15 protein-coding genes are annotated in these 14,347 nt (G+C 65.1%); 3 read left to right on the top strand and 12 right to left on the bottom strand.

Annotation, left to right across the window (positions count from 1 at the left end):
- From PGN14_RS08995 to PGN14_RS08945, 11 genes are all read right to left on the bottom strand, one after another.
- Entirely contained in the window at positions 1-2,085 is a 2,085-nt protein-coding gene (locus PGN14_RS08995) for a DEAD/DEAH box helicase (RefSeq protein ID WP_335299145.1), read from the bottom strand.
- The gene (locus tag PGN14_RS08990; RefSeq protein WP_335299144.1) at positions 2,082-2,399 is read right to left on the bottom strand and encodes a type II toxin-antitoxin system YafQ family toxin; all 318 of its coding nucleotides are present in this window, start codon (positions 2,397-2,399) and stop codon (positions 2,082-2,084) included. Before PGN14_RS08990 ends, PGN14_RS08995 begins: the two co-directional genes overlap by 4 nt.
- Positions 2,389-2,646: a type II toxin-antitoxin system RelB/DinJ family antitoxin gene (locus PGN14_RS08985; RefSeq protein WP_335299143.1), complete on the bottom strand. Its 258-nt coding sequence runs from the start codon at positions 2,644-2,646 to the stop codon at positions 2,389-2,391. Before PGN14_RS08985 ends, PGN14_RS08990 begins: the two co-directional genes overlap by 11 nt.
- Positions 2,647-2,745: 99 nt before the next feature.
- Positions 2,746-5,568, bottom strand: coding sequence for a class I SAM-dependent DNA methyltransferase (locus tag PGN14_RS08980; RefSeq protein WP_443019491.1), 2,823 nt, complete (start codon positions 5,566-5,568; stop codon positions 2,746-2,748).
- An 82-nt stretch (positions 5,569-5,650) separates the two neighbouring features.
- Positions 5,651-6,016: a hypothetical protein gene (locus PGN14_RS08975; protein ID WP_335299141.1), complete on the bottom strand. Its 366-nt coding sequence runs from the start codon at positions 6,014-6,016 to the stop codon at positions 5,651-5,653.
- A gap of 32 nt (positions 6,017-6,048) precedes the next feature.
- Positions 6,049-6,384 (bottom strand): hypothetical protein, encoded by a 336-nt coding sequence (locus PGN14_RS08970; RefSeq protein ID WP_335299140.1) that lies wholly within the window; start codon positions 6,382-6,384, stop codon positions 6,049-6,051.
- A gap of 149 nt (positions 6,385-6,533) precedes the next feature.
- Positions 6,534-6,746, bottom strand: coding sequence for a hypothetical protein (locus tag PGN14_RS08965; RefSeq protein ID WP_335299139.1), 213 nt, complete (start codon positions 6,744-6,746; stop codon positions 6,534-6,536).
- A 177-nt stretch (positions 6,747-6,923) separates the two neighbouring features.
- Entirely contained in the window at positions 6,924-7,463 is a 540-nt protein-coding gene (locus PGN14_RS08960; protein WP_335299138.1) for a hypothetical protein, read from the bottom strand.
- Positions 7,464-7,515: 52 nt separating this feature from the next.
- Complete coding sequence (locus PGN14_RS08955) at positions 7,516-8,379, bottom strand: hypothetical protein (protein ID WP_335299137.1); 864 nt, start codon at positions 8,377-8,379, stop codon at positions 7,516-7,518.
- A 50-nt stretch (positions 8,380-8,429) separates the two neighbouring features.
- Complete coding sequence (locus PGN14_RS08950; protein ID WP_335299136.1) at positions 8,430-9,083, bottom strand: hypothetical protein; 654 nt, start codon at positions 9,081-9,083, stop codon at positions 8,430-8,432.
- A gap of 42 nt (positions 9,084-9,125) precedes the next feature.
- Positions 9,126-9,779, bottom strand: a complete 654-nt coding sequence (locus PGN14_RS08945) for a hypothetical protein (protein ID WP_335299135.1) — start codon at positions 9,777-9,779, stop codon at positions 9,126-9,128.
- A gap of 894 nt (positions 9,780-10,673) precedes the next feature.
- On the opposite strand from PGN14_RS08945, the gene PGN14_RS08940 reads away from it, so the two are divergent.
- The 3 genes from PGN14_RS08940 to PGN14_RS08930 are packed head-to-tail and all read left to right on the top strand — an operon-like array spanning position 10,674 to position 13,884.
- Entirely contained in the window at positions 10,674-12,722 is a 2,049-nt protein-coding gene (locus PGN14_RS08940) for a S8 family serine peptidase (protein ID WP_335299134.1), read from the top strand.
- Positions 12,723-12,751: 29 nt separating this feature from the next.
- Positions 12,752-13,492, top strand: coding sequence for a hypothetical protein (locus tag PGN14_RS08935; protein ID WP_335299133.1), 741 nt, complete (start codon positions 12,752-12,754; stop codon positions 13,490-13,492).
- A 26-nt stretch (positions 13,493-13,518) separates the two neighbouring features.
- Positions 13,519-13,884 (top strand): DUF4878 domain-containing protein, encoded by a 366-nt coding sequence (locus PGN14_RS08930; RefSeq protein WP_335299132.1) that lies wholly within the window; start codon positions 13,519-13,521, stop codon positions 13,882-13,884.
- A 129-nt stretch (positions 13,885-14,013) separates the two neighbouring features.
- Here PGN14_RS08930 and PGN14_RS08925 read toward each other — a convergent pair whose 3' ends face one another.
- On the bottom strand, positions 14,014-14,271 hold the full coding sequence (locus PGN14_RS08925; RefSeq protein WP_335299131.1) for a DUF6429 family protein: 258 nt from the start codon (positions 14,269-14,271) through the stop codon (positions 14,014-14,016).
- Between the last annotated feature and the right edge of the window lie 76 nt (positions 14,272-14,347).

Below are 14,347 nucleotides of genomic sequence, written 5' to 3'. Positions count from 1 at the left end.
TCAGCCATTTGCGGCGGCTCCCGCGGCCTGGGCCTTGGCGCGGAAGCGGGCGAAGGCGGCGACGCCCTCGGCCAGCTGGCGTTCCCACGGATCCTGCGACGTCGCCTCGGGCGCGCGACCGCGTTCGCGCTTCCACTGGACCGCGCGGATCGCGAAGGCGCGCGCCTCTTCCTCGCTCAGCGTGGTCTTGCGCGCCGAGATTGCGGCCTGCACCTGCCGCAACGTGCCCTCGTTCATCGCCTTGGCGAGGATCGCATAGGCGGCATCGAACGGGTTGATCCGATCGATCAGGTCGATGTCGAGCTCGCGCACGTTCATGAACTTGCGCACGCCGTCGACGAACGAGGTGTTCGCCTTCAGCTCGCCCGTACCGTCATCGGTTGCCGTTTCGGTGACAATCTTCGCCGCCTGCTGGGTGATGTTGAGCGCGGCGATGGCGTGCTGGCGGATCGCTTCCTGGTCCGTCTCGCTGAGGTCGGGATAGCGGTCGCGGACGATTTTGCCCATGCGGACCTGAGTCAGTTCCTCCGGCACCACCTCGGTGTCGAACAGACCGCGTTCGATCGCCTGCTTGTCCTGGATGAAGCTGGTGATGACCTCGTTGATGTCCTCGGCACAGATACGCTTGCCCTCGGTCGAGCTGGGCAGCACCAGATCCTTCAGTTCGAAGTGGAACTGACCGCGTTCCTCGTTGAACCCGACATTCGTTTGACCGGGCTGGTAGCCGCCGGGACCATAGTCATAGCCGGGCTTCTCCCCGGCATCCTTCGGCGTGAACTCGAAGCGCGGGGCCAGCACCTGTTCCATCAGCAGGCTGGCGGCGATCGCCTTCAGCGTGTCGTTGACCGCTTCGGCCACCACGTCATCGGCGGCGGCGGGTTCGGCGATCAGGTTAGTGAAGCGCGCGACCGTCTTGCCCGGCGCGTCGCGGGTGGCGCGGCCGATGATCTGGATGATCTCGGTCAGGCTGGAGCGATAGCCGACGGTCAGCGCGTGTTCGCACCAGATCCAGTCGAACCCTTCCTTCGCCATGCCCAGCGCGATGATGACGTCGACATGGTCGCGGTTGCTCCGCGCCTCCGGACTTTTCAAGGCCGCCGCCACGCGGTCGCGCTTGGCGGGATCGTCGTCGACGAGATCGGCGACCTTGATCGTCGCGCCCGCCGCCGTTTCGATCAGGTGGAAGCCGGTTTGCGCGTCGGTGCCCTTCCACGTGCCGAGATGATCCATGATCTCCTCGACCTCGCGATGCTTGTCCTTGGTGCTTTCGCGGCTGTTGACGCTGGGGATATGGACGATCGTCTTGACCGTCGGGTCGAGCAGGTCGTTGATCTTGTCGATATAGCGCCCGGTGTAGAAGCTGTACGCGATGTCGAGCGTCTTCAGATAGCGATAGCCGTTGAGCTGCTCGTAATAGGTGTAGGTGACGGTGGTGAACTTCGCCTCGTCCTCCGCCGACAGCACCGCGACCGCGTCGCCGCGGAAATAGCTGCCGGTCATCGCGACCAGATGCACCTTGTCGCGCGCGATCAGCTGGCCGAGCTGCGCGCCCAGCCGGTTTTCCGGGTTCGCCGAGACGTGGTGGAATTCGTCCACCGCGATCAGCCGCCCGTCGAACGCCGCGATGCCCAGCTCGTCGATCGCGAAGCGGAAGGTGGCGTGGGTGCAGACCAGCACCGTGTCGTCGCTGGCCAGGAACTCGCCGACCGCCTTCACCTTCGACTTGGCGACCTTCACATCGTCCGCGCCGGGCGTGTTGCACAGGTTCCAGTGCGGCTTCACCGTCCAGTCGGCCCAGAAGCCGTGCGCCGACAGCGGCTCGTCGGCGAAGCTGCCGCCGATCGAGCGTTCGGGGACGACGATGATCGCCTGTTTGACGCCCTGGTTGTGCAGCTTGTCGAGCGCGATGAACATCAGCGCGCGGGACTTGCCCGAGGCGGGCGGCGACTTGATCAGCAGATACTGCTCGCCGCGATGGGCATAGGCCCGCGCCTGCATCGGCCGCATACCGAGTTCGTTGGCGCTAGAGGACGCGCCGGTCTGGCCGGTGACGAGGCGGACGGCTGGGATGGTGCTGGAAGTCATTCGTTGAACAGCTCGCTATGGGTGCCGGCGCGGGCGAAATAGACCGTGCCGCTTTTGCCCATCGTTTCGTCGATCTGGTAAATGAGCAGGAAGTCGCCGCCGATGTGACATTCGCGGTAGCTCGCCCAATCGCCCTTGAGCGGATGATCCTTCCATTCCGGCCCGAGCGGCACGTCATTGGCGATCAGGTGAAGGATCACCGATTTGAGCTGACGCATATCGTATCGGCCCGAGCGATCGAGCCGGTCCCAATCCTTGGTGAATGCTTTGGCGTATCGACAGGCGCGGGGATGCCGCGCGCGTTTATTCGCCACGCTCCAGGCTCGCGAACATCGCCTCGGCCGTAGGGAACGGCTCGCGACCGTCCGCCTTCATCTGGGCGATCTCCTCCATCGCCGCGCGCGTCTCGGCGTTGGGCACCTTCAGCTCCAGCGGAAAGGCCTGGTCGGCGACGATGCGGTGGAACAGCAGGCGCACCGCGTCCGACGCCGACAGCCCGATGGCGTCGAGCGCTGCCGTGGCCTGCGCCTTCAACTGTTCGTCCATTCGGACGTGAAGCATGGACGTCGCCATCATCGCCTCCTACGTGTATCTCAATTGCGATACATAATGGATTGGCGCGGTTGGATCAAGCGCGGCCAAGGACGGGTGATGCCACCCTCACGCCGCCTTCCGGCCGCGCGGTTTGGCCTTGGCGCCGCCCTTCGGTCCGGCATCGGCGGTCATCTTGGTGTAGAGGTCGAACAGCTTTTCCAGCCGCTCGGTATCGTTGCGGAAGCGGCGGCCGATATAGATGCGCTCCAGCACCTCGTCATTCTCCTCATGCGCGCGGCGCAGGTCGTCCGGCATCGCCTCGGGATCGTAGAGATCGGCGATGGTCGCGGGGAAATGCGCCTCGCGGGCGAGCAGGATGTTCTCGGCGGTGCGGGTGAGGTCGGCCTTGTCCTGTTCGGTGAGCTTCGGGACGGGGAAGGTGTTCCAGCCCATCGTATTCGAGTAGCGGAAATCGGTCTTCATCTTGCCGCAAACTGTTCCGATCCAAACAAGATGAAGGCGTGAAGCGATCAACGCCATATTCCAGAGAGAACCATCGTACAGACCGAAAGCCAGATTGGTAACGATTGAACCCGCTTCCAGATAGCCAACCGGCAGATAGTCGCGGCTCTCGGACGAGACGCTCGGTAGGATAGTGACCAATTCACGTCCGCTTTGCCGTCGTTCGTCGAACCTATGCGGCCATGCCGCACCTTCGCGGGTCCGCGCTTTCGTGCTCGCCGCTCGCATCGCAGCTACCTTGTCAAATCGTGCCGCTAGTGAAGGGATCAGGCTGGCCTCATCTTTGTCCTTGTCACTGATCCAGATAGCATGGCGGACGACACCATTGATAAACTCGAATGAACCGTAGGCCCGGCGGATGAAGCGTGCCTCATCTTCCCTGCTGAGGCCAAGCGACCGGACCTCGGCTGAATCGAGCAGCAGATTGCCGCCATCTACCGGCTTGCTGCCGAAATCCATGGGCGCCAGATCGCTGATCGGCCAAGTCGATTTCTCCACGACGACGTCGGCAGCGTCGATCAGATAGGCGTTGATATGACCAGCCAGCTTAGTGGTGATAACGCCATCGTCACTCACCGAATAAAGGGTGCCGCCTTTACTCTCCTCAGCGAGGCCGACTATGACGACTGTCACACCCGCATTGTGGCTCGCCAGATTAGCCCATTTAAAGGAAGTATGGGCAAACTTGATCGAACGACCAGTGGAAAATATGAGGGGCCATAGGATCGGCACCTGTTGACCTTGGCAGATGGAATTGGTGCTGACGAAGGCGCTCGCTGTAATCGTCGTGGCACCGAAGTCGGCAGCCTTCATGAACCAGCCTGCAACATAATCAAGCGATTTCCAAAGATCGGTCCGCGCTTCGAATATTGCTGCTAGATCAGCTTTTTGATCCTCGCTTTGCCATGTGCTGCCCAAATAGGGTGGGTTGCCGCAGATGTATGTCTCTATCGAGCCAATCGCATCGAGCCCATTTTCCTCCAGCGCCAGCCGTCCGGTCGGCCCGCCAAGATCATGCTCCGCACCCGTCACCTCTCGAACCGGCGGACACACCTCCAACCAATCCAGCCGCAGCGCATTCCCGACCGTGATCTGCCCCGTCTTGTGCAGCGGCAGCACCATCGCGCGCGCTTCCTGCTGGCTGAGGTACATGCAGTCCGCCTGGAACTCGGCGATCAGCAGCGCGAGGCGGGCGATCTCGGCGGCGAAGCCCTTGATCTCGATGCCGTAGAAGTTGCTGAGCGGGATGACGCTGCGCCGGTCCTCCAGCTTCAGATTGGCCTCGCCGCCCAGCCGTTCGACGATCACCGCCTCGATCGCGCGCATCTCCTTATAGGCGATGACCAGGAAATTGCCCGATCCGCAGGCCGGGTCGAACACCCGGATGTTCGCCAGCCGCCGCCTCAGGTTGCGCAGTTTCTGGCGGCTGTCGCCCGCCGCCTCCAGCTGCTCGCGCAAGCCGTCGAGGAACAGCGGGTTCAGCACCTTCAGGATGTTGGGCACGCTGGTATAGTGCATGCCCAGCTCGCCGCGCTCGCCATCGTCGGCGACCGCCTGGATCATCGATCCGAAGATGTCCGGGTTGATCTCCTTCCAGTCCAGCTCGCCCGCGCGCAACAGATAGGCGCGCGCGGTGCGGCTGAAGCGCGGGCACTCCGTCGTGCCGGTGAACAGATAGCCGCCGTTCACATAGGGAAAGCCATCGGCCCATGTCGGAAACCGACCCGCTGCGCGGTGCTCCGGGCGCGTCCCCATCGCGCGGAACAGCTCGGTGATGACCGACTGCGTGTTTTCGGCGTTGCCGCTCGTCATCCGCTCGACGGTGGGGGTAAATTTGTAGCTGCCGTGGAAGATGTCGGTATCCTCCGCGAAGAAGCAGAAGATCAGCTGCGCCATGAACTGGTTCAGGGCGGGGCGCCGCTCGTCGGTCGACCAGTCCGGATTGTCCTTGAGCAGCTCGACATACAGCTTGTTGAGCCGCCCCGTCGCCTTGACGTCGACGGGGTTGTTCTTGATCTCCTTGACCGTCGAGATACCCGCCAGCGGCAGGAAGGTCGCGAAATGGCGCGGCAGCTCGGCGTAAGGACAGGCGATGACGTCGCCGCCGACCAGATCCTCGGCCTCCACCGTCTCGCCATCGGTGGCGAGGATGAACTTGGCCTTGGCGCTGGCGGTCTTGGGGCTGGCGCGCAAGGTGGCGAGCGTCGCGCCGACCTGCCCGGCGGGGGCGATGCCGATATGGATGTTGTTCCGCTGCAGGACGCCGCCGACGTCCGACTGGTTGGTGCCGTTCTTCGTCGCGCGCAGCCGGTCAACGGTCGCATTCTTGGCGCCGAACGCGGTGATGAACTGGAACGGGAATTCGGCGGCGTCGAACGGCTGTTGGACGAGGTCGGATACGGCTTCTTCGATTTCGACGGCGTTCATTCGGTTCGTCAGGTCCAACAGGCTGGCCCGCATCGGCGGGGCTGATTCATCGGGCGGACGATAGGTCATGTCCGCCCGATAGTCATCGGCTGTCGTGGCGCGTCACGCCGCTGCTCGCACCACCTCCGTCGGTATCGCGTCGGAGTAACTGCCCCCGGCGGGGATGAAAACCGACCCGGGAAGTTCGAGGCCGCGCATCTGATCGGCGGCGTCCCGCCAGCGCCGGTGTGCGCGTTCGATGCCGCGGTCGGACCGACCAGCGATGCGTGTCGCTGAGCAGTTCGATGACCCCGTCGTCCTTGGCGAGGTAGGACTGGACGTCCGCGTGCCACTCGACAAGGATGTTGCCGCGCGTGGCGAGCGAGATGCCGACCGGCCCGTTGGCGATGGGCAGGTCGAATTGGACGAGGACGAGGTCGCCTTTGGTCTGTTCGAGGATGGCGGCCATCTTGATCGCCTCGGCAAGTTCTTCAAGTCTATCTAGCCGTTGTGCCAGCTGTCATCCAGGATCACGGAGCCAGGATTGGCTAAAAGCTGTTTTATGAAGGAAGGGCCATGTTTGTCATTTTGATGATAAAGATCATCGCATCTCTCGACGGGATGGCCGAAAGTGGCGTATCGGTGATCATTTTCGGAAACAATTTCTTTGCTTTCCACCTCCTTTGACCACTCAATCTCTTGGCGCTCTATCTCACGATTTTCCTCTGATTGAAGGTGGTTTTCGACCGCAGATAGCGCACTTTCTTCATCCGTAGACGCAACGAGCAAAGAAGCGGTATGAAATTTGTTGCCGACAAGAATGCGATATATGTGCATATTCGATACCCTTTCTATATGGATATCAGCGCCAAATTGTTAAAAATACATCTTTGCGCGGTGGCTGAAACGAGCGACGCATAATGACGATGCTCGCCAGTGACGACGAGCATCTGTTTCTTTGCTAACGCCCTGGATTTGGTACCGTGTCACGCAGCCGTACGCAGCTGTTCCGGCAACGGTAATCGGACGCCATTGGCGTACTGCTCGTCCAGGATGTCGGCGAAGCGCCCGTAGGCGCGCATACAGCCGTCCTGTCGTGCCTTTTCGCCGCGCACCGGGGCGCGTGGATGGTAGCGCAGCTTCAGGTCGGCGTCGAGCCGGCATGCGACCCAACCCTCGCCATCCGGGAGAGCCAGCACCGGCCGCCGCTCTGCGGCAGCCAGAGCCAGCAGTGTTCGGCGACGAGGGCGCGGTCGTCATCAGTGGACGGGCTGGCGGTCGATTGAACGCTGTCGTCCAATCGACCTCAGCGATGTAACAGTCCTTTCAGCGTTGATGGTGCGAAGACCTTACGCGGCAACGAGGCTGACGACGTCTCACGCTGCCGCGCGCACCGCCTCCGTCGGTATCGCGTCGGAGTAGCTGCCCCCGGCGGGGATGAAGAGGGAGCCGTGTAATTCGATGCCGCGCATCTGATCCGCGGCTTCCCGCCAGCGCCGGTGCGCGCGTTCGATGCCGCGTTTGATCCGGCTGCGGGACGGCAGCGGCGACGCGGTCAGGATGGCGCGTGGCCCGACCGACCAGCGATGCGCGTCGCTGAGCAGTTCGATGACCCCATCGTCGCTGGCGAGATAGGGCTGCACGTCCGCATGCCAGTCGACAAGGATGTTGCCGCGCGTGGCGAGCGAGATGCCGACCGGCCCGTCGGCGATGGGCAGGTCGAATGCGACGAGGACGAGGTCGCGGTTGGTCTGCTCGACGATGGCGGCGATCTCGAGCGCCTCGGCGAAGTTCTTGCGCCCGCCCGAGGCGTAGTTGATCGGATTGCCGACGGGCGCATATTGCGGATACCCCATGGCGAGGCGCAGGCCGACGGTCCAGGCCTGCATCGTGTCCATTGATTCGATGACGCTCATATCGTTGATCCTTCTTTCTTTTCCGCCCCTTCCGAGAGGCCATCATCACGGCTCAGTTGCAGGCCGCAGCTCCCACGGTTTCCAGTTTGCGGGCTTCCGCCGCGTAGGACGCGCCAAGCAGGCCGTCGGCGTATCGCTGCCAATCGGCAGCGTAGGGGCGGTGGCCGCAGTGCTCGGTGACGAAGCCGGTCAGTCGCCGCATTGCCTCCAGGACGGAAACGGTGCCGCCGGAGAGGTGACGCCAGCGCATCAGCAGCGCCGCCGTGCTCAGTACGTCCCCCTCCGCGACCGAGCGGACTGCCGACCACTTGCCCTGCTGCATCAGTTGGGAGACGAGGTCCGGCCGGCAGGTCAGCTTGGCCGGAATGCCCAGCCGGGCGGCGACCTCTGCAAGGTGCGCTGGTGCCGCCCCGCCGCACATTTCGCTGCAGAGGTCGAGATGGCCCGATGCGTCACGCCGCCACGGCGACAACAGGCCGGTGAGGCAAGACGGCAGCTGCAACCCGGCGTCGATCGCCCCGATCAGGATCTGCGGCAGGTCGGAGTGGAATCCACCCCAGGTCACGAGCTGGACATGGCCAAGCTGTTCCATGTCGGCGAAAAAGGCCTTCAGGACAGCGGCTTCATCCTGTTCCGGCAGGCCGCGCGTTTCCAGTCGCACCGGGCGCAGGCCGTCCTCCGCCTCGGTCATCACCAGCCACGACAGCGTCGTGATCCGATGGCACGGCCAGCGCGGCGTCACGCGCGGGTCGGTGCGCAGTTCACGCGGCGACAGGTGCGCGGCATCGGCGGGCAGGAAACGCTCGCTCGCCTGGTAGCGGGCGTGCACTTCGTGGTCATAGGCGAGTTCGGCATCAAGGACGACGACGAATCGCGGCGTGTTGCTCTTCCAGAGCGAGGTCAGGTCGTGGTGCATGGATGTTCTCCGGCGGGCGCTCGCGCGACCGCATGTCGATGGGGGAATGGTCAGCGGGTGGCGGGCTGATCGGCGCGCCAGCGGTCCAGCGCCCGAAGCGCGGCTTGTGCGGGGTGGTCGGCGTCGTCGAAATCGCCGAAGCCCTGGGCCCAGCATCGCCAGCCGGCGATCGCCTCGTTGACCAGTTCGACGGCGGTGACCGCCGGGTCCGGCAGCAGGACGGTCGGCATCGCCGCCTCGCACTCGTCGACCGGCGTCTGCGGCGGGCACACGCAGGGCATGAGGTGGGCGCGGGCTTGGCGCAGGTGCCAGGTGTGGCCGAGCGGTAAGGCGCGCCAGCGTCCTGCGGTGTCGGCTGCGGCCGCGATGATCCGTGGATGGCGCGCCGGATCGGCCAGCGCGAGCAGACGGCGCGGGACGGCGCCGAAGTTGTCCCAGCTGACCACGGCATGGGGCGATGCGATGTGCGGCTCCAGCCAATCGAGCAGGTGGGCGACGATGTCGCCTTCGCCGAGACAGCGAGCGTCGCTGGAGAAGCGGTAGCCGTCGTGATCCGGCGTAACGGTAAGCATACCGATCCCGCAGAGGATACGGGCATCCGGCCTGTTGCGGGCGGCGGGACAGGCGCCAATGGTGCGAACGGCGAGCGCGATCGACGCGGGCGCGAAGCCGCGCTCCTCGATCGACAGGTCGATGAGAGACATGGACAATTCCTTGTGTATTGGCCGAACGTCGGCCGGGTTCGATCAGTCGGCGGCGGACAGCAGGTCCGCGACATGCGCCTGTGCAGCGGGGTGATCGGCTTCGCCGAGCCAGGCCGCGAGGTGGTTGCTGATGACGGCGGCGATGCTGCGGCCGACCGGATTTAGCGCGGCGAGACGCCGTATGACGAGGCGGAAGACGGCGATCGCATCGACTTCCACGTCCCGCGCGATCACACTGACGTCGGACCGCAGCCAGGCGGCGAAGCGGCGGCCCGGATCGCTTGGCGCGCAGAGGATGCCCATATTCGCACAGGCCTGGGCGAAGGTCAGCGGTTCGCCGTCACGGCTGGCGGTCAGGTTGAGGGCATATTGCTGACCGCACCCCGCGAGCGCCCGGATGCAAGGCGACCATTCCGCACCGGGCAGATGGTCCAGAAGTGCGGCGTCGTCGTCGAGGCGATATCGGGCGATCGTCGCTCCTTCGCGCAGGAGTTGTTCGTCCAGCCATGTCAGGAGCGAACCGGCGGGATCAGAAGGCTGGAGGACGCAGCTGCCGAGGGAAAATTGAACGAGCGGACCGCGCAGTTCAGCGGTCAGGATGGCTGCGCCGACAGCAATCTGGCGGTCGACGCCGACGAGATGACCGATGTCGAGCCGCGCGACGCTGAGGGCGGTGATGATAGGTGTGGGAAGCATAGGCGGTGTGCTCCAGGCGCGCGTCCTCGCCTCCATGCCGCGCGAAACGGATGGGGTGAGGACAGGCGGACGGTGGGGATGACCGGCAGAACCGATCGACGACGAAAATTCTGGCCGAGGGCTGAGCCGGCGGATGCCGACCCTGTTTTTCCCTTCTTTCAAAACCTTCGCTTCATCCGTCCGTACGGATCAGCGCCAACGGCGCCCTTTTCCATGCCGCTGGCATGGTTGTGCCTTTCCGGCTGTCGCAATCTGTTAAGGATTGGCCTATAGCCTCAGGCGGTTCGCGGATTTTGTCCGTGAACCGGGGCGTCGAAACCCTGCAGTAAAAGCCGGTCGCAAGACCAACAAACGGTCGCAAAGCTCTTTGTGACCGGGTGGCGGACGCGTATGTCCAGGCCACCCGGCTAAAGGCGCCCGCGCCTGTTTTACTGCAGGTTTCGAACATCCGGTCTCCAGAGGGCCGGCACCCCGCCATTTCACGGGGTGCCGCCGGCTGGCCGGCGTGCATCCCCATCGGGGGATGATGATGGTTGGGATACGGGGGATCAGAGCAGCGTCGGTGAGCATGCTGGCGTTGACGATCGCCGCCTGCGGGGGCGGCGGCGGGATCAGCAGTGCGGGCAGCGTGGCGACGCCACCGCCGACCAGCGGCTCGACACCGACGCCTAGTCCATCACCAACGCCAACGCCGACGCCTGCGCCAAGTCCGACACCGTCGCCGAGCCCGACGCCAACGCCGTCACCAACGCCGACGCCGAGCCCAACGCCCACGCCGTCTCCGACGCCTTCACCTACACCTACACCCACGCCGACACCGGCTCCCACGCCAACCCCGACTCCAACCCCGACGCGCCGGTCTATTCGGCGCCGGTGCCGCCGCCAGCGGGATATGTGATTACCCCGTCGGACAAGCAGCCGATCCGCTCGGTCAACGACACGCCGGAGTTCCGCCGCAACTACGGCGCCAACGAGTTCATGAACGCCCTCTACGCGCTGGATAGCGGGCACACCGGTCAGGGCGTGACCGTCGCCGTGGTCGACGACGGCGTGATGAACGTGAACGGCGAGCTGGACGGTCGCATCGACCAGACGCTGTCCAGGGACTTCGGCTATGTCGTGGCCGCCGATGGCACGCGGACCAAGCGCAACGAACTGGGCAGCACCGCGTCGGACCACGGCACGGCGGTCGCCAACGTCATCGCCGCCCGGGTCAACGGCAACGCGACCGTCGGCTATGCCCCGTCCGCAACGATCGCCGTGCTGCGGGTCGCGGACTGGGACGAGAAGACGCAGGGCGAGATCCTGTCGCACACCGACGAGGCGATCCGCTACGCGGCGGACAAGGGCATCAAGATCGTCAGCAGCTCGCTGGTCGGCGGCAGCCCCAGCTGGACCGCGGCGACGGAACGGCTTGCGACGACGGGTGGCCTGCTGGTCAACTCGGCCGGCAACTTCGGAACTGCCGATCCCTACAATGCGCAGTGGATCAACGACAACAACCGCAACGCCGTGCTGTTCGTGGTCGCCCTTTTGCCGGGCCTCTACTCCTACCAGATCGAGAGCTACTCCAACAGGGCGGGCTCCATGAAGGAGCGCACCGTGACGGCCGTCGGCTCGAACGTCACCACCATGGTGGACGGCACGGTCGGCGTGTTCTCTGGCACCAGTTCGGCTTCGCCCAGCGTTGCAGCTCTCGCCGCGGACATCCTGTCGAAATGGCCGCAGCTGAGCGGCCAGCAGGCGGGCGACGTCATCCTGAAGACCGCCAAGGACATCGGTGCACCGGGGCCGGACGAGGTGTTCGGCATGGGGCTGGTCGACTTCCAGGCGGCGCTGTCGCCGGTCAATCCGACGCTGTCGAACGGCAGCACCCAGACCAGCATCGCCACATCGGTGATGGTGGTGCCGACTGCGGTCAGCACAACCGGGATCCAGACGGCGCTATCACATGTCACGGTGCTCGACGCCTTTGGCCGCGACTTTACCGGCTCGATCTCTGCACTCGTTGTCCAGCCGCAGGTCATGGCTGACCGCCGGATCGAACGGCGCGTCCAGCAGATGGGGCGGCAGGCGAGGCTGTCGTTTGGCGGCTTCAGCGGCACCATGGGCTATACAAGTGTTCGCATCGGCCCCGGACAGGATCAGGTCCGTGCCGCGGCGACGGCGGGGACCTTCGGCTATACCGACGGGACGACCGGGGTGCATGCGGCGTGGAACGGCGCCGACATGCTCCAGGCGGACGTGATGGGGCTGGCGCCTTTCGCCGATGGCGTGCTCGCCTATGTCCCGCAAGCTGGCACCAGCCTCGGCGTTGACCGGGCGGTCGGTGGCGGGCGGCTCGGGCTGACCATGGCGGCGGGACGCGCCGCCGGTAGCGCCGCGCAGGCGATGACGCTGGGCTGGAGCCGTGGCGATCTCTCCTTACGCGCCTCGTTCATCGACGAGGACGGCACGCTGATGGGGATGCCGACCGGCAGCGGTGCGCTGCGGCTGGGACGCGGCGCCCGCACGGTGATGGTCGAGGTTCACCACCGGATCGGCGTGACCGATGGCTGGACGCTGGAGGGATACGGCTCGCTGGGCGTCACCCGGCTGAAGATCGACGCCGCCTCGCTCGTCACCGGCGCGACCCCGATCATCGGCAGCCGGATCGGCGTGCAGGCGACCGGCGCGGTGCCCGGCGGCCTGCTGACGCTGGGGATCGCGCAGCCGCTCGCCAACGAGGCGGGCGCGGCGGAGCTGACCCTCGGGACGGGCTACAACCTTGCGACGCGCTCGGTGATGTACGGCGTCACCCGCGCCAGCCTCGCTGGGCAACGCCGCGTCCAGCTGACCGCCGGGTACGTCAGTCGCACCGCCATGCCGCTCCGCCTCGGTGTCATGCACGACGTCACCAACGGCTCCGTCGCCGCGCTCGTCGGCTGGCAATCCGGCTTCTGATCCGACCGATATCACAGGGAGAGACACTCATGCGTTTGACCATCGCGCTCGTCATCGGGCTGGCCGCCGTGCCCGCCACTGCGCAGCGAGCACCCATCACCAGGCTGTTGGATAAGGTCCCAAGCCTGCTGGGCAGCGGGCCCAAGCAGCCATCAATCACCTTGCCCGCGACGCCGGTGATTGTCGGGCTGACCAAGGCTGTGGATCGCACCGTAGCGAGCGATCCGGCGACCTATGACCTGGGTGGCTTTCGTCTCGGCATGAGTGAGGCGGAGGCCGAGGCGATCGCTTCGGCCCGCCACCTGACCACCAAGACCGTGATGCGCTACGTCGATTTCGAGACGCAGGTGCGCAGCGCCATCAACATGCGCGGCGGTGCCGCTGGCGTGCCGACCAAGCGCGGTGTTCTCGGCGAGGCGACGCTGACTGATGACGCGGGTGGGCGTTACATGCTGAAAACCTTGGTCTGGCCCGATGGCGCGCGAATTTCGTCGATTGTGTACCTCGCGCCGCAGGGTGCGGGGGCAGCAGAATGGCGCCGGATGCTGGTCGAGAAATGGGGCAAACCCCGCGAAGAGCAGGCGGGTGACACATTCGCGGCGCGCTGGGGCGCCGCCGGGAATGGGTTCCGGGCTGCGGCGAATATCGGCCCACGGGGCGGCACCGTGGAGATCGCGCAGCCAGATGGATCGCGCCAGCAACCTGGCCGGCTGGTCGAGCAGGCCGCCGACGCCTTCATCGCCGCTCGCGCCAAGAAGCCGACGCTGTGAAGCGCCGGATGGGAGCGACCCCCACGATGCACATCCGTCCGCTTGTCGCAGCAGCCGCCCTTCTGGCGCTAACCGCCTGCGGCCAAGGCCCAGGAGATACTGTCCGTGCGGCGACGCAGGCGACCGGTCGCGGTGAGACCGCCGAGGCGCTCGAACGGATTGACCCTGAGATCAAGGCCTCCGCCGGCATCTTCATCACGCCCATGCTCCAGGACAAGGCCAAGAAGGCCAAGGCGAAGGGCGGGGTCACGTCGGTTACGGTCGGAAAGATCGATCAGACCGACGCCGATCACGCCGTGGTGACCACCGTCACCCGCTTTGGCGACGGATCGACGCAGACCGATACCGACAAGGTCCGCCGCGTCGATGGCAAGTGGTACATCACGATGTGATCACGGCTGGCCGTGGTTCGATCGATTGCCCACGGCCGGTGGATGGACGAAGCGTTTCGCCCTTCATCCACCGGTGCCGGCAATCCTTGTGATTTCGCAAGGTTCTTCGCCGTGGGTCGGTCTCAATGATCAGGACTGCCGGACGAACAGACGGTCGAATGCCTGCTTGCAGCGCTGGATACCTTCCTCGGTCAGCGCAACCGACTTCGCCTTGCTGACCGGATCGGCGATCAGTCCCTGCTCGTGAAGCCGGTCCAGCGCCGACCAGTCATATGTCTTCCATGCGCGCCATGCCGGATCCCCGGCACCATCGCGATGGAGGGTCAGGTACAGCAGCGCCAGCACGGCTTCGTCGATGCGATCGGTATCCACGGGCGGTATGGACATGGTCTATCCCCTCGCGATTGATCGGATCATCTGCGCCGGTGATATCGGGATGGTCAATCCGTCCGCCAAGGGCGAA

It is taken from the genome of Sphingomonas adhaesiva, from assembly GCF_036946305.1.
Lineage (GTDB): Bacteria > Pseudomonadota > Alphaproteobacteria > Sphingomonadales > Sphingomonadaceae > Sphingomonas > Sphingomonas adhaesiva_B.
Note: the sequence above shows the minus strand (reverse complement) of the source record. Positions and strands in the feature narration are given on the sequence as shown.